Below are 20,155 nucleotides of genomic sequence, written 5' to 3'. Positions count from 1 at the left end.
TTGAGTAAGATGAATTATGAAGTTGTCTTATCTAATGGGGCATCTTATGCAGCTGCGGGTCCATCCGCTGTTACGACGTATCTTGATGATTATTTGCCAGTAACTAAGACGGTACGACCACAATTTGAAACAAAGATATTTTCAATTGCACCAGTTTTAGAGCCAGAAGCATTACAAGAGAGCAGTATTCATCCTTTACCAGGCCCATCTGCTGTCTATTATTGTGTTGAGATAAAAAATACAACGGGTGTCCCTTTGAAGGGCGAGGTATGCTTATCATTTGATCAGAAATTTGTTAATCAATTTGAAAAGTATGGTGAAAAAGTTGAAGATTACGCCAATACACCAACTGGCTCAAGAATTGAACAGCGTCTATTAATGCTATGGGATACAGAAACACAAGTTGCTATTCAGATGTTGTCGGGGGATGTTTCCGGTAATGCAGATAATCCTTTGATTAAAGCTGAATTAAATTTACAGCCCGGTGAGAGTAAGGTATTTTCGTCAATTATTGCTGTTGCGCCAGAGAGAGAACAGATACATGAATCTTTAGGCATTATGTATCAGCATACTGCTTTGGAATGGATAAATGTAACATCTGATTTTTGGCATAAACGTTTAGGTTCACTGCATATATCAGATACTAAATCTGAGATTAAGGGCAATAAATATCGTGATATGCAGGTTCGTTTTATGATTGATAACTTTAATTGTTTAGCGTTTGATCGTAAGGGAAATCTTTTAACTAACAGCCAGGGGGCACCATCTCATAGTCTATCTCGTTCTTGGGGAATTGATATTGTGCCGGATGTCGTTAGTGTTATGTACGTTGTGCCCGAAGTTGGACCTAAAGCAATTGAATATTTGTTGAAACGTCATGTACCGCGTTATAGTATTTATCCAGATCATAGTACGTTTTTCTACATCGCACCGTTAGTAATTGCACAAAAATACTTAGAATTAACGGGTAATACTGGATATTTCTTGGAACATCCAAAAGTTGTGCAAGAGATTAAAGAATTATTTAATGGGTTGATGTCTTTTAAAAACCCAGATAAAGCACTATTTTCTAGTCATTATGCTAGTGACTTATTGGTGTTTAGAAAATATGATTATGGATTAAATGTTCAGGCTTATTATGCACTAAAGGGCTATCAACATATTTTACAAATCGTTGGTGAAGAAACGAAAGAAGTTGATCGATTGTTGCAAGATATGCCTGCTGATATAGAGCAAACAATGATAGGTGCAGGACCGTTTGGCGAACAGATTACGGGTGGTACCAATTTGGATGAGCCAAATCTAGAAGATTTTTATATTTCTGAAGATACCGCCTACTATGCTGGTGAAGATACATCTTCAGTTTTGGCACCTTTGTATGGTTTATATGAGTTTAATTATCGTCCTTATGTTAACTATCATCGATATGCACAATCAATGTTTATTGCTGCTTATGATCCGGAATTTCAAATTTTACGTGAACTACCATATGGGATGCATCCTTCGGCAACTGGATATACTGTTCGTTTAGGGGGCAGTTTTACACAGAATGACATGCGCAAAAACTTAGATTTATTATATTCACGGTTGGACGAAAGTGGCTCATTGTTTTGGTGGCCACAAGGTAGTAATAAAAAACGTTGTTTGACACGTTGTAGTCAAGGTCAGGGACAATGGGTACAACAGAGTGTCGAGCAATGGTTAGGATTACGATTAGATAGTGATCAACATGTTCTTCATGTTAAACCACAAGGGTTAATTCAAGACTATGATTGGATTGACGGACAACTTGGTGGTATGAGGTTTGACATTAGTTATCATGAAACAGCAAAAGAAACAGTGCTAACTATTAAGAATAATAATACTGAGTCGTTTACAATTGTTTTGACACCACGTCCTTTTGGTGCAGGAGCTGAACAAACTGAAAACAGTGTTACCTTTACAATTGCGCCTGGTGAGACTATTGAAAAAAAGCAGGGAGTGTTGAATTATCAGGTTTCAGAATTTAATGTTGTTGAAAAAGAATTGACCTATTTTAATAATGATTTAGAATTTGGTGCATATGGTGTGGTTATGCCAAAGGTTTCAGAATATGACAGTAGTGCTTTTATGTTACGTTTTGTTGTTGCCCATGGTGGTGAGGATTGGCAAGATGTTTCAGTTGAATTAGAGACTGATGAGCAGTGGCAAGTTGCTAATAAGGGATTTTATGAGTGGAATTATCAACCGATATATCACACTAATTATGCAACTAATACGATTAACACATTACCGGCCAATCAGCATGGGGTAATTGGATTCTATATTAATTTACCCGAAAAATTTGTGGGCGATCAAAAGAGTATTATGCTTAGTGAACATCCATTTCATTGGGAACCCGGTAGAGAGATAGCGGTACAGTCGTTGTACCTGAAAGGTGATCCTAATGAAACCTTTGCACCTATTCATGCTACGCTAAAAATAGCAAATAAAGTGGTTCAAGATTTAGTTATTCCAGTTAAAGTTCTTTCATCACAAGATTATCAAAGCGTTTTTGAACGGATGTGTCAGAAGAATATAAATTAAAATTATAGACGTGTTATTGAATTTATGAAATTAGATTCAGTAATACGCCTTTTTAATTGTTATTTTTCCTGAATTTGAGATAAATGACAATTAAATTTATAAAAAATAAAAAGCCATGAAGTATGATTCTAACAATGTTTATTCAACTTAGTTTTTATTTAGTATTGTTATTTTTAAATGAAAACGCTTGCATGAAAAATAGAATGATGTCATAATGTCATTTGTAGTTTTAGTAAACGTTTACGTAATAAAAAAAAGGCCATAATTTTTATTACTTTTATACTGTTTTAATTTTTAAATGGGAGCTAATGATATGCAAATTCAAGATTTGACAAAGATTAATCGTAGTGAGGAAAATAGAACAATTTCTCCTGAAAATATGACTGGGGAAAAAGGAAAAGCTGCCATGACTGGTAGTGATTTGGGTCCAGAACGTAAAGGACATGCTGCTATTAGTTTAAAGCAAGGTGAAACTGTAACAGTTGCTGATATTCATGATGCTGGTGAAATTCGTCACATTTGGATGACAATTGCTGATGCAACACCCGCAGGTAGTTTTGTACTTCGTGATGTTGTATTACGCATGTATTGGGATGATTCTGAAACACCAGCTGTTGAAGCACCAATTGGTGACTTTTTCTTTAACGGTTTTGCACAACGTCAAGAAATTGATTCTGCATTAATTAATGTTAATCCAGTAGGTGGATTTAATTCATATTTCCCAATGCCTTTTAAAAAGCATGCTGTGATTACTATTACGAATGAACATCCAGCTGACGTTCCTGATTTCTTCTATACAATTAATTATGTGGTGAAGGAACAACCTGAAGAAATTGCTTATTTCCATGCTTACTGGAATCGTGAGGATTACACGAAAAAGCAACAAGATTATACGATTCTACCAACAATTCATGGTGCGGGTCACTATATTGGAACGTACTTTGAATTGGCAGCTTTGCAACGTTATTGGTGGGGTGAAGGTGAATTTAAGTTCTATATAGACGGTGATGGTCAATATCCAACGGTTACTTCAACAGGTAGTGAAGATTACTTTGGTGGTGCTTGGGCATTTCACGTGGAAGATGATGGACAAATTCATGCACAAACCTTCCAACATCAATATCTAGGCTACCCATTGATGGATCGTTATGATCATACACGTGAAAACTTTTCTACTGGTGATGCAATGCCACTACATGGTTTTGGTAATGATTCTTTGCCAATGCATGCATTGTATCGCTTGCACTTGCCAGACCCAATCTTCTTTAAAGATGATTTGACAGTTAAAGTACAACAAATTGGTAATGACGATATCAAATTATTTGAACGCTCAGATGATATTGCGTCAGTTGCCTATTGGTATCAAGATGTACCAACTTCTGAACTACCAACAATTTTGTCACGTGATGAACGTGTGCCACGCTAATAATTGTTGGTGATGTAAGAGGGGGAAGTAAAAATGAATAATGAAAGTGCAAACGTCAAATTATCCTGGCGTGAACGAATTGCATTCGGACAAATTGATTTGGCAGGTCTGTTAGTTTACAACATGATTACAGTATATCTGTCATACTTCTTGACTGACGTTGCGATGATTCCAATTGGTGTTGCCGGTGCTATTATGCTAATTGCTCGAATTTTTGACGCAGTTGATGCACCAATTTGGGGTGTTCTGATTGATATGACTGATACCCGTTGGGGAAAGGCTCGTCCATATTTCTTGTGGATCATTTTCCCATTTACATTATTTGGTATTTTACTATTTTGGGTACCAGATTGGTCATTAAATGCAAAAATAATTTACTTTACGATAAGTTATATTTTTGCAAACGTCTTATATACAGGGTTAAATACGCCCTTGGCTACTATTTTGCCTTTGCTAACATCGAATGTTAATGAACGTGCAACGCTAAATTCGGTTCGTTTATCAGTTGCTCAAATTGGTGTTTTAATTGTTAATGTTGGTGCATTGCCAATGGTTCACTTCTTTGGACATGGCGATGAAGTAATTGGATTTAGATGGACTATAGTCATTTTAGCTTTGGCGGGTATGGTATTAACATTAATTTCATTTGCTAATATTAAAGAACGTGTTAAGCCAAAGATTCAAAAGATTAAAATTAAAGATAGCTTCAAGGCTATGAAAGGAAATTGCCCTTGGATACTAATTATTATCAGTAATTTGTTCTTCTGGACTGCTATGACAGCACGTTCGTCAACACTTGTTTATTACTTAACTTACAATTATGGACATCAACATGTTATGTCATTGGTTAATGGATTAAGTATTTTACAAGTAGTGACGACAGTTTTGGTACCATTATTAAATCGAAAGTTCTACAAACGAACATTATGGATATTTGGATTTTTGTTTTTGATTGGTGGACAACTAATCGTCCTACTTGGTGGTAAAAGCTTACCAATTATTATTATTGGTTGGATCATCGGTAGTCTTGGAGTTGGGCTTGCTTTGTCACAAGCATTTGTGCTAATTGGTTCAGCTGTTGATTATGGTGAATGGAAGACCGGAATTAATGCGGCTGGTTTGTTGACGGCATTTGGTACGACTTTCTGTACTAAGATGGGAACTGGTATTGGTGGAGCCATTCCAACTCAAATTATGAGTTTGTTTGGTTATAATGCCGGGCATACGCAAACTGCACATAGTTTATTAGGTATTTCTATTTCATTCATTTGGGTACCTATTTTGTTCTATGCATTAGGGATTATTCCAATGTTATTCTATCGCAAGTATGAAGGCATGGAAGGTCAGATAAATCGAGATTTGGCTGCTGCAAGACAATAGATAGTAGTATTAAATAAAGCGAGGTTGGGACAAAAGAAATTGTTCCAACCTCGCTTTTTAATTATGGATAAAAACCAATTTGCGGTCAGTTGATCGTGATTCATTGAAAGTATAGCCTGATGTTTGAAATTTCTTTAGGTCATCAATTAATGTTAATTTATTTTCAACAATGAAGCGAACCATCTCACCACGAGCCATCTTAGCGGCAGTAGCGCGGATTTTTAGTTTTCCCGAAACAATTTGCGCAAATACAACATCAATAAAGCTATCTTCGGGCTGCAGATAAGGAGTAATTGTTTGTGCATATTCTTTAGATGCTAAGTTAATAATTGGACCTTGGTTGCGAACGTTTTGATATAACTTATCTCCCCAAAATTCATAAAGATCATGGTTATCGTTGATTTTTAAACGGGACTTCATTTCCAGACGATATGGCACAATGCCGTCAAATGGACGAAGTACCCCGTAAAAAGCTGATAAAATCCATAAGTGATTTTGCAAATAAGTTAATGCTTGTTCATCTAAAACATTTGGTGCTATATATTGATATTGAATACCGACATAACTGAATATGGCAGGTGTTAATGCGTTATTAAGATCTGTACGGTGAAGCTGATTATAGTTTTCGGCCGTTAATTTATCACTAGTTTGCCATAAATGTTTGAGCTCATCATAAGATAACGATAATAGTTTACGCTTAATTATTACGGACTGATCTAAGTAACGTGGTGTATTAAGCGGTGTGAAATCATCTTGATCAACTTTCATTTTCTTGGCAGGTGAAATAATTATTTGCATGCTAAGTATTCCTTGTAAGTTGTTACATTAAAGACTTTTGACATTAATTTCCTTGATAAATTTAAATTCTTTATCTGAATAAGTAAATTTTAAAATACAGCAATTATGAAAGTTAGTTACTTGTTTTTGAATTTCTTCATAAGATAGCCATTTTTTAAGAAAAGCAAAGCAGGCACCACCATGGCTGACTACCAATACACGGTTGTGATCAGGTTTTTCCATTATTTCCGTTAGTGTTTGATTCATTCTTTGTTGTACTTGAATATCTGATTCACCGCCAAATTGTAAGAAAAAGTCACCATAGGAATGACGAATTGGGTCAATTTGAGGATCAGGATTAAGTTGTTCACTTTGACCTTCAAAAACACCGAAATCCCATTCTTTTATGCCCTTTAATCTTTCATAAGGTTGGTTGGTGATATTCTCGAGCGTATCACTTGCTCGTTCCTGCGTAGAAGAATAAGCGTGGTCAAATGTAAGATTAATTTGATCAAAATAACGACCAACTTCCTTAGCATCCGCAATTCCTTGTGATGTAAGTGGTGAATCACTAGATCCTTGGATACGGTGTAATTTGTTAAATAAAGTTTGGCCGTGACGCATTAGATAGAGTTCTTTCATAATAAAATGTTCCTTTCTATATTGTCATATATCCATTATCTAATAATGTTTTAGAATTAACAATTTTAAGCTTATTACTAATAGTCTGAGCTTAATAATTTATCAAAGTTTATGAGCAAATAAGTAGTTATTTAATCGGTATATTGTTAAAATGTAAATAGTGAAACAAATCACAATATACTTTTATGGGAGAAAATTATGATTAAAGCATTTTCAAGTCCAGCACATTATGTACAGGGTAATGGTGTATTAGATCATCCAAAGGAACATCTTGAGAATTTGGGGAAGCAACCGATATTGCTTTGTGATGATGTTGTTTGGGGAATTGTTGGTGAAAAATTAAATCAAACCTTATCAAGCGATTTTACTGTAACGCACGTGAACTTTGGTGGTGAAGCTTCAGAAGAAGAGATTTCGCGTGTGGTTGAGATAGGAAAGAAAGAAAAAAATGATTTTATTATTGGATTAGGTGGTGGTAAAACACTTGATACAGCGAAGAACATTGCTGATAAATTAGAAGTACCAGTGGCTATTTTGCCAACGGTAGCATCAACTGATGCGCCATGTTCAGCTTTGTCAGTGTTATATACACCAGAAGGCCAATTTACGAATTATGCTTTCTATGATAAAAATCCAGATATTGTGTTGGTAGATACGAAAGTTGTTGCCAATGCACCAGTTAGAACTTTGATTGCTGGTATTGGTGATGCTATGGCTACTAACATCGAGGCACAAGATGTTGCTAAGGGACATAATAAATCAATGCTTGGTCAAGCGCCAACATTGGCTTCATTAGCAATTGCACAAACCTGCGAAGATAATTTGTTTGCCCATGCTCATGAAGCTGTGGCAGCAGCTGAAGCACACGTTGTAACAGCGGCACTGGAGACGATTACTGAGGCCAATACATTATTAAGTGGTATTGGTTTTGAAAGTTCTGGATTAGCAGCAGCTCACGCTATTTACAATGGTTTCACTGTATTATCTGGTGAAAGCGAAAAAATGATGCATGGGGAGAAAGTTGCCTATGGGTATCTATGTGAATTGATGTTGGATAATGTGCCAACTGAAGTATTAGATAAGTATATTGATTTTAATCAATCACTTGGTTTGCCAACTACCTTGGCGGACTTGCACCTAGAAGATGCTACTTATGAAGATTTCTTAAATGTTGGTAAGCAAGCAACTATTCCTTCTGAGACGATTCACCAAATGCCATTCGAAGTCACAGCTGAAGATGTTGCAAATGTTATTGTAGCAGTTGACAGCTATGTAAAATCTCGTAAATAAGTAAGCACAAGTTAAGTTATCCTAAAAGGAGACATGATGACAGATTTAAATAGAACGCATGGAGAATTTTCGAATAACGAAACTTTAACTGAACGAAAAAAATTAAATAAAGAGTTTAAAAGAGTAACAAGGTTGCTGCCTAGACAGGAAGTGACACAAGCTGATTTGGCAGCGATGATCAAGCACAATGAATGGTGAGATATATTGCCTTTAAACATAAAAGACGTTCAACATGAAAATGTTGAACGTCTTTTATTATAAGGTGTTATTTTTTAAAGCAATTAATCTGATGATCATTTATAATACCTGACGCTTGAAGAAAAGAGTAAGTAGTGACCGGACCGGTAAATGCGAATCCTTCTTTTTTAAGATTTTTACTAACAATTAGTGCCAACTGATCATACTTTGGTGTCAAAGCAGAGGATGCATAGTGATGGCGAATGGTATGAGTTCCCGTAAACGACCAGATATATTCACTAAATCGATTATTAGGAAACTTTGTTTGGATAATTTTAGCGTTGTTTATGGTGGCGACTATTTTACGTTTATTACGAATAATACCGCTATTATGCATTAAACTAATAATTTTATCATCATCATAATGTGCTATTTTTTCAAAATCAAATTCATCAAATGCCTTTTCAAAATTTTCTCGTTTATTTAAGATAATTTGCCAGCTCAATCCGCTTTGGAAAGCTTCAAGGGTTAACAACTCAAAAAGTTGCTTACTTTCTGTTGTTGGGATACCCCATTCATTATCATGATAATCTTTTAATAATTGATTGCCATTTTGTGTCCAATCGCAGCGTTGCTTCATAATTGTTTGCTCCTTATCATATGCTGAATTTAGAGAGAAATTATTAGTGTCTACTAATTGTATCGCGAACAATGGTCAGTATACAGACGTAAAATTTAATTACTGTTAATCGATGATTGATTAATCATATAGTTAGGTTTAAACTAACTGTATACAGTTAAACCTATTAATTGGATTGGAGGGAAGATTATGAATTTTTCAGATGTAACTTGCCATGAGATGAGAAGGAAAGTTATGGTGATTGATTCAAAAAGCTTTTACGCTAGTGTGGAAAGTGCCGATCGCGGACTAAATCCATTAACTTCACTATTAGTTGTTATGAGTCAACAGGAAAATACTAATGGGGGGCTTGTATTAGCTGCTTCGCCTCGTGCAAAAAAAGAATTGGGTATTAAGAATGTCATGCGTCAACGTGATGTTCCAAAGGATCCTCGCTTATTAATCGTTCAGCCTCGAATGAATCGATATATTGCTATCAATAAAAAGGTTAATGATATTTTTCGTCAATTTGTTGCTGAAGAAGACCTTCATTTATATTCCATTGATGAAAGCATTCTTGACGTGACGGATTCTTGGGAATATTTAAAATTTATCTATGGTAATGATTTAACGTTAAAGAAATTAGCGCGAATTATTCAATTAAAAGTAAAAAGGGAATTGGGGCTATATTTAACGGTTGGGATTGGTGACACAATTGCAATGGCTAAAGTTGCTTTAGATATTCAGGCGAAGCACGACTTTGATTTAATTGGAGAGTGGCATTTTGAAAGCTTGCCTGAACATTTATGGCCTATTACAAAGTTAGATGAAGTGTGGAGCATTGGGAGAAAAACCGCAAAGAAATTAAATCGGTTAGGCATTTTTTCAATGTATGATTTGGCGATGACAAATCCATACTATCTTAAACAAAAGCTGGGTATTCGTGGTGAAGAATTGTTTGCTTTAGCTTGGGGAGTCGATCGTAGTATTGTTAGTTGTAAGCATAAAATTAAAGAGGGCAATATTTCTAATAGTCAAGTTTTACCACGCGACTATAATAGCATGTCTGAAATTAAAGTTGTTATTCGTGAAATTGGTGAACAGGTCGCTGCACGATTACGCGCTAAGCGATTAGCAGCTGGTACAGTATCATTATTTGTTGGTTATTCTTACGCAACGAGTGAACAAAAACAGACACATGGTTTTAATGTTCAAATGAAAATTGCGCCGTCAAATTTGTCACATGTTATTAGTACTGCCTTAATTGATTTGTTTGAGGCTCATTATACAAATGGTAGCGTACGTAACTTAGGTGTATCAGTTGGTAAATTACAACCAGCAGGTTACGAGCAATTGGATTTGTTAACACCGGTTGTAGAGCAAATTAATGCTTCTAGAATTGATCAGGTAGTCGATGATATTAGGAAAAAATTTGGTATAACTAGTTTAGTGAAATTATCCTCGTTAAGTCGAGGTGGTACAATGATTCAGCGTGCTGGGTTAGTTGGTGGACATAACGGTGGTAACGCTTATGGATGATCAGAATGAATTACGTTGTCAGTTAATAAACGCAGCCCGTTTTTTTCAAAATGATTACCAAGATAGAGGTATGGTTAAATGGCAAGGGTACTTCCTTAGTGACCATACAGAGGATGTTGGTAAATATTCTAAAAATCGTACGAATAACCGGAAGCGTCAAGACCATGAAGAGATGTCTGAGGAGACAATTAGTCAATATTTGATGAAGGCCTTTGATCAACATTTTACAGTTACTATTCAATTAAGAAATCATGATACTGAAGGCATTGTTAGCCCTTTGTATCACGGAAAGGTACTGGGATTTCATGAAAATAGTGTCGTACTTTCAGATAATACACAAGTATTTTTATTATCCGATATTTTATATGTTGAGTGATTTTGTGGCTTATTTTACTTTATCTTGCTAAGAAATTTAATTGGTAGTGACTATGCTATAATGATTAAATAGGTTAAAGGCGGTGGCTGATTTTCCAATCAGAAAGAGGGTGATGCCTATGAATTTAGTTCATGGACACCAAAATCTAATGAAAGGAGGATTAGCCAGAGATGTCTGTTCACGATGCAATATCTTTGATGATATTGTTCGCGACCTTCTTGATAGCGTTGCTGACGTATGTCGACAACCACAAGAAGTAAGGCAAAATAAAAACCGCCTAGAACTTTGACGAGTAAGGCGGTTTAAATAATCAATTTGAATTAGTCACCGTTAAGGTAACCTGGGCTCCGTGTTTGCAGCACGGAGCTTTCTATCTATATAGAAGTATATCATGGATGTGATAATTTCCCAAATATAACTCATTCATAAATAAATTAAAGAATTGTTTTGTATTAATAATAACGGTAACAGGATAGTATATAAAAAGCGGGTAGAAGAGCATATCTTCCTATCCGCTTTTAGCTTAAATATATTTTTGAATCATCAATGCATAAAGGATATTAGAATACCGGCGACGACTAGTACAATGGCGCCACCAATTCGATTACCCATTTGGGCAAAAGCAATTAACTCCATACGGTTTGAAGCAGCAAGAACAGATACGTTACCCGTACCACCCATACTGTTATTAACTAGGCCAGCAGTAATTGCTGATTCTAGTGGATACAAACCAAATAGTTTACCTAAGCAAGCGGCCGTAATAGTAATTGTTAGTACACTGATTAATACTAGCAAGATGAAACGCCAAGTTAGGGCCTTAATTAGTGTGTTCATATCTAGTAATGATAGTCCAACACCCATTAATAATGCACGGGTCATATTTTTAGTAACAACTTGACCAAACATAACGGTTGCATCTTCATAAAATGAAGGTACTACACCAAGTGCTTTTACTAACACAATTGCAAGGATAATAAAAGCGAAGGCACTAATACCAGGAATGATTTGGTGCAAAATTGTTCCAAGTAGGAAAAAGGTCATTGCAACAGCCATACCAACACCAATTTGTGTATATTTTGGTTGTACTTCTTCTTTAGTTGCTACGGTTGGTTCGTCAGTACGTAGTAATTGTCCATGACCATCGTACTTGCTGTTCTTAAATACGTTTGAAATAATACCAGCTAAAATAATAGCGATTAAATTAGCTAAGATAACAGTTGGGAATAAGTGTGACAATTCCTTTGAAGCAACTGTTCCGAGTGCAGATGAATAGATACCAGAAAGAGGTACGATTCCAGCACCAACACCACCAGACATGGCAGGGATAGCGATGTAGAAAATAGACTTGCTAAAACCATTACCAATTAAAGCGCCGACAATGCCGACAACAAAAAAGGTAACAACCATTGAAAGAAAGGCAACTGGCAAAAAACGGACACATGACTTTAGCAGCATGTTACGATCCATCTTAAAAATGGCAGAAGCAATTAGAGAAACAATAAATAGACTTAAAAAGTCCATATTGTTAATGAAATTAGAAGCGGTATGAACAACGCCGGCAGGTACAATACCCGTCATGGCTAGAATAGCAGCTCCTAAAATTGTAAATACTGAACCACCACCTAGATATGATCTAAAAATAGGTAATTTAGCCCCAATAAAATAAAGCAAATTTCCCATTAAAAATAGAGAAATAATGGCACCAATTAAGGTGTTAGGTAGTAGTTTCATGTGAATCGCAATAAGTAAAATAGCGCCCATTAGGATGTATGTAATTAACCCAATGTCGCTTATTTTAAATCCTTCTAGCTTAGAAAGGATACTTTTAAATGAATTTTCCATTATTGATTAACTCCTACGATATTAGTTAATTTGTAAATATTTAAAAATTAAAATGAAGTTGTGCACAATTTCACCATTTATTATACACACGACTTTAAAAATTTACAAATTAATTTTAATATTTTATATTTTTTAAAAAAGTAATGTGAAAATTTGCAATAATGAACTTTATTGATACTATTTAAACGTAAGTGTGACGAGTATTATAACGACGAACGCAAAAAACAGACTATATACTAGAAAATTTCCAGTATATAGTCTGTTTTTACTTAATTAATTTAGTTTTGATTATCAGTTAGAATACGATTAGCAACTGACTCAGTTGTAATCAAATCCGTGATAAAGCCACCACGTAAGGCACCTAATGTTGCATTGGTTTTAAATTTACTTTTGACAATAGAAATGCGTCTAGGAGTAGCTAAAATGCTGTCGAGATCAACACCAAAGGTTTTGTCGTTGTTTAGATTTAAGAAACGACCATTGATGTCATACGGACGACCATAAATCATACCGACGATTTCGTCAGTATTAACATTTTTAAAAATTTCATCAATACTTTGATGCCAAGCAGGAATTGAATTAATTGATGCTAGGGTACCTAAGCCGGTAAAAACCATATCCATTCGGCGTGCAGCCGCAAAGGCGGGTCTGTTTGAAATTTCATTAGCTAGTCCATCACGAACCATATCGTTAATGATATATAATGGACCGACCATTGTGTGATAATTTGCTGAAAATTTCTTAGCTGCGCGTTCTACCATTCGCATGGTACCGGCGGATGACTGATACTTCATGTTTTCACCCATAAATTGTGTGAAAGTGATATTTTCCATAATTTTATTTTGAAATTTTGAAATTACTTCGTAGATGGTACCACCCCAAGAAGTACCAATAATATCATTGTTATGAATTAGTGATTCAATGTGCTTAGCGGCAAAATCAATAGTACTTTGAATGGTATCATTTGGATTGTCTAAAGAACGTATAACGTAAACATTAGACAAATTAAACTTTTGTTGGATTTGGCGTTCTAATTCAACATTTCTAGTTGTTGGTGTTGCAATTTCAATTTTTACGATGCCACTGTTTCTAGCATCGTCTAAATATTTGTTTACTAGATATCGGCTAATCCCGTATTTTTCTGATATTTCAGCAAGGCTTAGTTGTGAAATATAAAAGTCTTGGGAAATGTTTGCTAAAAAGTCTTTACTAGTCATATTTATACCTACCACTTTTAAATAAATCTCTTATATAACCTATCATAGCATGTTTTTTAAAAAATTAAACGTATTTGCATTTTTTAAAAAGGAACCTTTTTTAAATTTAATTATTTTTAAAAATAGGAAAATTAGACTATTTATTTTAAAAATATAAAAATAAACTCTTTTATTTTTCAAAAAAAGAGTTAGAATTATAAATGTTAACGACATAAAGACGTGCACGTTGTTTTTAGAAATTGATAATTAATTATCAATAGAAGTATTAGTTTGAGGTGTAAATCATGGTTGATATGAATAGGGTGCTTGAATTGCACGAACATCATACTGGCGTTTTAGGTATTCAGCCAGCATTTGATGTAACAAATCGTACAGAATTAGGTGAAGCCTATACACCGGGTGTTGCGAATTTGGCCAAGTTAATTGAAAAAGACGAGTCTAATAAGAATAAATATACCGCAAGTGGTAAATTGGTTGCCATTATAACTGATGGATCTGCCGTATTAGGCTTAGGTAATGTTGGGCCAGCTGCTGGGCTACCAATTATTGAAGGTAAAGCTTTACTCTATAAGGACTTTGCAGATGTGGATGCAATTCCAATTGCGCTAGATCAGGTTCCAGTAGATGAGTTTGTAACAACAATTAAAAATATGTCTAAGTCTTTTGCTGGTATTCATTTGGAAGACATCGCAGCACCACGTGTTTTTGAAATTGAAGAGAAGTTAAATCAAATTTTAGATATTCCTGTTTATCATGATGATCAAACGGGAACGGCGATTGTTGTACTAGCTGGTTTGATAAATGCTGCTAAGTATGTTGATAAGCCTTTACGTGATTTGAAGGTTGTCATTAATGGTGTTGGTGCTTCTGGTGTGGCAACTGCTAAAATATTGTTAGCAGCTGGTGTGCAACACTTGACTTTAGTTGATATACACGGTGTCGTACGTCAGGATGATGAACGATACAATCATTATCAACGTCAATTGGCAACACAGGTAATACAAGCTGAAGGAGATACGTTAGACGATATTATTGATAATCAAGATGTATTTATCGGCTTGTCAGACGCTAATGTCTTGTCTGGTAATCAAGTTAAGCGGATGGCAGATAAACCTATCGTTTTTGCTTTAGCAAATCCTGTACCTGAAATTGATCCGGATGAAGCAAATGCTGCTGGTGCTGCAATCGTCGCAACTGGTTCATCACAATGGCCAAATCAGGTTAATAATATTCTTGTATTCCCTGGGTTATTTAAAGGATTGCTTAATAGTTCTTTGAATACAGTTGATATGGCACTACAGGTGAATATTGCACAAGGTTTAGCTAATATGATTGCAACTCCTGATAAAGAGCACATCGTTCCAGGTGTTTTTGATAACGGTGTTGTTCAAGCAGTTTCACAGGCTGTAACAAATTACATAAAAGAATAATAATACGACTAAGAAAGGAAAACATTCATGGAAATTAATAAGACGGCAGTTGCCGGAACATTAGAATCATCTGATGTACAAATTATGATTTCAAAAGGAAATTCAGGTATTCAATTTGAAGTTGAATCAGATGTCGAGAAGCAATTTGGTGATCAAATTCGTCAAACTGTAGCGGACGTTCTACGTCAATATGATGTTAAGAATGCAGATGTTAAAATCGTTGATAAGGGAGCCCTTGATATGGTTATTAAGGCACGTGCTATTGCAGCTATTCAACGTGCATTAGACATCGTTGATCAACCAAAGTGGGAGGTACTCTAATGGCACAACAAGAAGAACGCTTGCGTCGTACGATGATGTTCGTACCTGGTAATAACCCAGCAATGGTTAAAGATGCCGGCATTTATGGTGCTGATTCAATCATGTTTGATTTGGAAGATGCGGTATCAATGAGCGAAAAGGATGCAGCTCGTTACCTAGTTTATGAAGCGCTACAAACAGTTGATTACGGTGACGCTGAATTAGTTGTTCGAATTAATGGATTAGATACGCCATATTATGAAAATGATATTAAGGCAATGGTTAAGGCAGGTATTGATGTTATTCGGCTACCAAAAGTTGAATCTGCAGATATGATGCTACAACTTGAAGCATTGGTTGCTGATGCTGAAAAAGAATTTGGTCGTGAAGTTGGTTCAACTAACATTATGGCTGCGATTGAATCAGCCAAGGGTGTGTTGAATGCTTACGAAATTGCAAAATCTTCAGAACGAATGATTGGAATTGCTTTGTCAGCTGAAGATTACACAACCGATATGAAGACACACCGTTATCCAGACGGACAAGAATTATTGTTTGCTCGTAACATGATTATTCATGCAGCACGTGCAGCTGGTATTGCTGCATTTGACACTGTCTTTACAAATATGGATGACGAAGAAGGCTTCTATCGTGAGACAGAGTTAATTCACCAACTTGGTTTTGACGGTAAGTCATTGGTTAACCCTCGTCAAATTGAAATGGTTAACAAGGTTTACCAACCAACTAAGAAAGAAATTGAAAATGCTCAAAATGTGGTTGCTGCAATTGCTGAAGCACATGCTAAGGGTTCAGGTGTTATCTCAATGAATGGTCAAATGGTTGATCGACCAGTTGTATTACGTGCTGAACGTGTGATGCGTCTTGCTAAAGCTGCACATCTTGTAGATGAGGAGGGAAATAACATTGAAGAATAGTGTAAATCGAGAGTTGCCAGATGCATTAATGAGCAACTTGAATTATGAGCCTTTTAAGACAACTGATTTTGGTAATCCAGAAATTCAACGTGTTGCACCAAAAGTACATGCAACAGCGAAGGAAAACAAAGTAATTGATTCACTTGAAGATGTTGTAAAGCAAACTGTTAAGGATGGCATGACTATTTCATTCCACCACCACTTCAGAGAGGGTGATTATGTCTTTAACAAAGTAATGCGGATTATTATTGATGCAGGTTACCAAAATCTAACGCTAGCACCATCTTCATTGACTAATGTTATGAATGACATTGTAGTTGAAGCGATTGAAAAGGGTGTTGTGACAAATATTACGTCATCTGGTATGCGTGGATCACTTGGTGATGCAGTATCACACGGTGCTTTAAAGAATCCCGTTATTTTCCGTTCACATGGTAACCGTGCACGAGCAATTGAATCTGGTGAAATCAAGATTGATGTTGCATTTTTGGGTGTACCTAATGCTGATGAAATGGGAAACGCTAATGGTATGGACGGTGAAACAGCCTTTGGTTCATTAGGTTATGCATTAATGGATGCACAATATGCTGATAAGGTTGTCTTGATTACCGATAACTTAAAGGAATATCCTAATACGCCTGCCTCAATTAAGCAAACACAGGTTGATTATGTTGTTAAAGTTGATGCTGTAGGTAATGCAGACAAGATTGGTTCTGGTGCAACTCGCTTTACAAAGGATCCTAAGGAACTTAAGATTGCTAAGACGGTTAACCAAGTTATTACGCACTCAAAGTACTTTAAGGATGGCTTCTCATTCCAAACAGGTTCAGGAGGGGCTGCCCTAGCCGTTACGCGTTTCCTACGTCAATCAATGATTGATAATCAAATTAAAGCATCATTTGCTTTAGGTGGTATCACTAAGCCAACAATTGATTTGTTGGAAGAGGGTCTTGTTGACCGTGTTATGGATGTGCAAGACTTTGACAAGGGTGCGGCATCTTCAATGCACCTAAATAAAAACCAACAAGAAATTGATGCTTCTTGGTATGCGGATCCTGCTAATAAGGGTGCAATGGTTGATAAACTTGACGTTGTTATTTTGTCAGCATTAGAAATTGATACCAAGTTTAATGTTAATGTTATGTCAGGTTCTGATGGTGTCATTCGCGGTGCTATTGGTGGTCACCAAGATGCTGCTAAGGCTAAACTAACTATTATTTCAGCACCATTAGTCCGTGGTCGTATTGCAACAGTTGTACCAGATGTAACAACTGTTGTTACACCGGGTGATTCAATCGATGTATTGGTAACAGAAGTTGGTATTGCAATTAATCCAAAGCGTCAAGATTTGGTAGAAGCATTGAGTAACATTCCAGGTGTTCCTGTTTATACGATTGAACAAATGCAAGAAATGGCTGAAAAGATTGTTGGTAAGCCTAAGCCACTTGAATTTACTGATCGAACTGTTGCTATGATTGAGTATCGTGATGGTTCATTAATTGATGTTGTAAAAGAAGTTAAAGATTAAACATAAAAGATAATAAGCGTTATTGGAGACTGGGACAAACTCAGTCTCTTTTTTTCTATAAACGGATAGCGAAGATGTACTAAAAATTCAAAAAGTATGCTTATTGAATTGACTAGAACTTTTTATTTAGGAAAGTAATTTGGTGTGAATTAAAAAAGTTGACTTTATCAACTAATTATTTTATTATTATTTAGAATTTAAAGGAGCGCTTAGCATGAACTTACCGGACTCAATATCTACTATTCGAGAATTTAATCGTTTATATACTAAATACTTAGGGGTATTCGATCGAAAAATTTTTAGTACAGAATTAGCATGGTCTGAAGCAAGAATATTATTAGAAATTTATCTAAATTCACTTGAAACATTAACTGATGTGGCTAAATTTCTCGGGGTTGATAAAGCATATATTAGTCGTATTATAAAGAAATTCAAAGATAAAGGATTAGTTGAAGCAAAACGAGATAGTAAAGATAAAAGAAAATATTTAATTGAAATAACACCAACAGGGCTCGAATTAGTAGAAACTATTAATTTAGAATCTAACAAACAGATTTTTGATCTATTTGAAGATATGTCAGAACATGATATCGCGTTGACATTAAATGCAATGGATGTAATATCAAAAAAATTAAGATGAAATAGGATGGATTAATTATGTGGAAAATAAAAAAATTTGAGGAATTAACAACTGATGAACTTTTTGAAATCTTGAGATTAAGAGTTTCGATTTTTGTTGTTGAACAGGAACGTATTTATCAAGAAGTAGATGAAGTTGATAAACATGCAATACATATTTTTAATTGGGAAGATGGTCGTGTTATTGCGTATGCACGTGTATTTAAAGAAAATGATGTAGCAGTGTTTGGTAGAGTTGGGGTGAAAAAGTCTTTGCGAGGAAATGGGTTAGCAAATGAATTGATGGAAAAGATTTTTGATGTACTGAATAGTGAATTTAAAAATGATAAGGTTAAGATTATTGCTCAGACGGAAGTGCAACGTTTTTATGAGAAGTGGGGCTTCACAGTAATCGGTGAACCTTATATTCATGAACACACGCCACATATTGATATGCAATTAGTTAAATAATAAATTAAAGTAAGGTCAGCTAGTTTTGCTGGCTTTTTTGTATGCCTTAATTTTAATTGTTGTGCAATAAAATTTACGTGTTTTATTGCATATAATTGTCCGTAATTGAGTATGATAGTTAAAAACATATATATTGCTTTACAAAAACAAATTATCGTTTTACAATAATTTATATTCGAAAAAGAGTTATTTTGAATGTGGGAGAAATAAATGATAAAAATTAAGATTAAAAACATATCGTTAGCAATTTTTAAAGTATTGACATGGTTAGTTCAGCTGCTATTAATTGTTGCAACTTTACAAAATATTTATTGGCTAGTTCGAACGATTAGTTATGCTAGCGATAGTATGTATAGTAGATTTTTTGTTTTTTATTTAAGAGCCATTGCACCTAATACTTTAGGACAACAGCTTCTCAGTAGTGTAACGATTATAATTCATTTAATAATCATTAGCATGCTTTTTATTATCATGACAGTAATCAGAAAATTGATTACCAGTATTCAACAAGGCAACTATTTTACAACTATTAACTTACGTTATATAAAGAGTTTACTTGTGGCTTCAACTACAGCTGTCATTACACACTTGATTCAGTTGGTAATACTTTATCCTTGCATTGCAGCTAATGATCTTCATTTATCAGCAATTCGACGAAATGATAGTGTCGGATTATGGATCGTAGAATTATTATTTGTTGTTATTTTATACGTTGTTTATCAGGTGTTTGATTCAGGTATGAAACTGAAAATTGAAAATAATGAATTTGTTTAGTTGGAGAAAGATATGATTTTAACAAAATTGGATTTTATGATGTTAAAGAAACATATATCGGGAAAAGAATTAGCCGAACGAATTGGAATTACGCCTGCTAATTTATCAATTCTGAAAACAGGAAAGGCAAAAGGTATTCGTTTTTCTACTTTAAATAAATTATGCCAAGTGTTGGAGTGTCAGCCAGGTGATTTGTTTGAATATGAATCCGATGAATAACCTGTATATTACCTAGAAAAGGGGTTTGGA

General features: G+C 35.1%; 21 protein-coding genes. 16 read left to right on the top strand and 5 right to left on the bottom strand.

Annotated elements, in window-relative coordinates:
* The 3 genes from GA0061074_RS01125 (at position 1) to GA0061074_RS01115 (ending at position 5,371) form a co-directional block, all read left to right on the top strand.
* Entirely contained in the window at positions 1-2,565 is a 2,565-nt protein-coding gene (locus tag GA0061074_RS01125; RefSeq protein ID WP_208855576.1) for a hypothetical protein, read from the top strand.
* 313 nt (positions 2,566-2,878) lie between these two features.
* Entirely contained in the window at positions 2,879-3,991 is a 1,113-nt protein-coding gene (locus GA0061074_RS01120) for a glycoside hydrolase family 172 protein (protein WP_092461268.1), read from the top strand.
* Between the two features lie 33 nt (positions 3,992-4,024).
* Positions 4,025-5,371: a glycoside-pentoside-hexuronide (GPH):cation symporter gene (locus tag GA0061074_RS01115; protein ID WP_092461267.1), complete on the top strand. Its 1,347-nt coding sequence runs from the start codon at positions 4,025-4,027 to the stop codon at positions 5,369-5,371.
* A 57-nt stretch (positions 5,372-5,428) separates the two neighbouring features.
* On the opposite strand, the gene yaaA is transcribed toward GA0061074_RS01115, so the two are convergent.
* Together yaaA and GA0061074_RS01105 are read right to left on the bottom strand one after the other, a co-directional pair.
* A complete protein-coding gene (gene yaaA, locus GA0061074_RS01110) occupies positions 5,429-6,169 on the bottom strand; it encodes a peroxide stress protein YaaA (protein ID WP_092461266.1) in 741 nt (246 codons plus the stop codon).
* Between the two features lie 27 nt (positions 6,170-6,196).
* A complete protein-coding gene (locus GA0061074_RS01105) occupies positions 6,197-6,790 on the bottom strand; it encodes a histidine phosphatase family protein (RefSeq protein ID WP_092461265.1) in 594 nt (197 codons plus the stop codon).
* A 201-nt stretch (positions 6,791-6,991) separates the two neighbouring features.
* Between GA0061074_RS01105 and GA0061074_RS01100 the strand changes: the two genes are divergently transcribed.
* Both GA0061074_RS01100 and GA0061074_RS09080 read left to right on the top strand, forming a co-directional pair.
* Entirely contained in the window at positions 6,992-8,080 is a 1,089-nt protein-coding gene (locus GA0061074_RS01100; RefSeq protein WP_167550157.1) for a glycerol dehydrogenase, read from the top strand.
* A 36-nt stretch (positions 8,081-8,116) separates the two neighbouring features.
* The gene (locus GA0061074_RS09080; RefSeq protein WP_159426632.1) at positions 8,117-8,278 is read left to right on the top strand and encodes a hypothetical protein; all 162 of its coding nucleotides are present in this window, start codon (positions 8,117-8,119) and stop codon (positions 8,276-8,278) included.
* A gap of 67 nt (positions 8,279-8,345) precedes the next feature.
* Here the strand turns inward: GA0061074_RS09080 and GA0061074_RS01095 are convergent, their stop codons facing one another.
* Positions 8,346-8,897 carry a DNA-3-methyladenine glycosylase I gene (locus GA0061074_RS01095; protein WP_092461263.1) on the bottom strand — a complete coding sequence of 184 codons (552 nt, stop codon included), beginning with the start codon at positions 8,895-8,897 and terminating at the stop codon, positions 8,346-8,348.
* A gap of 189 nt (positions 8,898-9,086) precedes the next feature.
* Here GA0061074_RS01095 and GA0061074_RS01090 point away from each other — a divergent pair, with 189 nt between their 5' ends.
* From GA0061074_RS01090 to GA0061074_RS09215, 3 genes are all read left to right on the top strand, one after another.
* Positions 9,087-10,415 (top strand): Y-family DNA polymerase, encoded by a 1,329-nt coding sequence (locus tag GA0061074_RS01090; protein WP_092461262.1) that lies wholly within the window; start codon positions 9,087-9,089, stop codon positions 10,413-10,415.
* Entirely contained in the window at positions 10,408-10,791 is a 384-nt protein-coding gene (locus GA0061074_RS01085) for a hypothetical protein (protein WP_092461261.1), read from the top strand. The genes GA0061074_RS01090 and GA0061074_RS01085 overlap by 8 nt, the downstream gene beginning before the upstream one ends.
* A 170-nt stretch (positions 10,792-10,961) precedes the next feature.
* Positions 10,962-11,051: a putative holin-like toxin gene (locus tag GA0061074_RS09215; RefSeq protein ID WP_275668783.1), complete on the top strand. Its 90-nt coding sequence runs from the start codon at positions 10,962-10,964 to the stop codon at positions 11,049-11,051.
* A gap of 283 nt (positions 11,052-11,334) precedes the next feature.
* Here the strand turns inward: GA0061074_RS09215 and GA0061074_RS01080 are convergent, their stop codons facing one another.
* A complete protein-coding gene (locus GA0061074_RS01080; RefSeq protein ID WP_092461260.1) occupies positions 11,335-12,633 on the bottom strand; it encodes a 2-hydroxycarboxylate transporter family protein in 1,299 nt (432 codons plus the stop codon).
* A gap of 278 nt (positions 12,634-12,911) precedes the next feature.
* Entirely contained in the window at positions 12,912-13,850 is a 939-nt protein-coding gene (locus GA0061074_RS01075) for a sugar-binding transcriptional regulator (protein WP_092461259.1), read from the bottom strand.
* A gap of 284 nt (positions 13,851-14,134) precedes the next feature.
* On the opposite strand from GA0061074_RS01075, the gene GA0061074_RS01070 reads away from it, so the two are divergent.
* The 8 genes from GA0061074_RS01070 (at position 14,135) to GA0061074_RS01035 (ending at position 20,125) form a co-directional block, all read left to right on the top strand.
* Positions 14,135-15,280, top strand: coding sequence for an NAD(P)-dependent malic enzyme (locus GA0061074_RS01070; RefSeq protein ID WP_092461258.1), 1,146 nt, complete (start codon positions 14,135-14,137; stop codon positions 15,278-15,280).
* Between the two features lie 27 nt (positions 15,281-15,307).
* Positions 15,308-15,601 (top strand): citrate lyase acyl carrier protein, encoded by a 294-nt coding sequence (gene citD, locus GA0061074_RS01065; RefSeq protein ID WP_092461257.1) that lies wholly within the window; start codon positions 15,308-15,310, stop codon positions 15,599-15,601.
* Entirely contained in the window at positions 15,601-16,515 is a 915-nt protein-coding gene (citE, locus tag GA0061074_RS01060) for a citrate (pro-3S)-lyase subunit beta (protein WP_092461256.1), read from the top strand. Before citD ends, citE begins: the two co-directional genes overlap by 1 nt.
* Complete coding sequence (citF, locus tag GA0061074_RS01055) at positions 16,505-18,043, top strand: citrate lyase subunit alpha (RefSeq protein ID WP_092461255.1); 1,539 nt, start codon at positions 16,505-16,507, stop codon at positions 18,041-18,043. Before citE ends, citF begins: the two co-directional genes overlap by 11 nt.
* A gap of 214 nt (positions 18,044-18,257) precedes the next feature.
* A complete protein-coding gene (locus tag GA0061074_RS01050; protein WP_092461254.1) occupies positions 18,258-18,683 on the top strand; it encodes a MarR family winged helix-turn-helix transcriptional regulator in 426 nt (141 codons plus the stop codon).
* Positions 18,684-18,700: 17 nt separating this feature from the next.
* Positions 18,701-19,132, top strand: a complete 432-nt coding sequence (locus GA0061074_RS01045) for a GNAT family N-acetyltransferase (RefSeq protein ID WP_092461253.1) — start codon at positions 18,701-18,703, stop codon at positions 19,130-19,132.
* 210 nt (positions 19,133-19,342) lie between these two features.
* Positions 19,343-19,906: a DUF2975 domain-containing protein gene (locus tag GA0061074_RS01040; RefSeq protein WP_092461252.1), complete on the top strand. Its 564-nt coding sequence runs from the start codon at positions 19,343-19,345 to the stop codon at positions 19,904-19,906.
* Between the two features lie 12 nt (positions 19,907-19,918).
* Entirely contained in the window at positions 19,919-20,125 is a 207-nt protein-coding gene (locus tag GA0061074_RS01035; protein WP_092461251.1) for a helix-turn-helix domain-containing protein, read from the top strand.
* Positions 20,126-20,155 lie beyond the last annotated feature (30 nt).

The organism is Weissella bombi (assembly GCF_900094835.1).
GTDB classification, from domain to species: Bacteria; Bacillota; Bacilli; order Lactobacillales; family Lactobacillaceae; genus Weissella; species Weissella bombi.
Note: the sequence above shows the minus strand (reverse complement) of the source record. Positions and strands in the feature narration are given on the sequence as shown.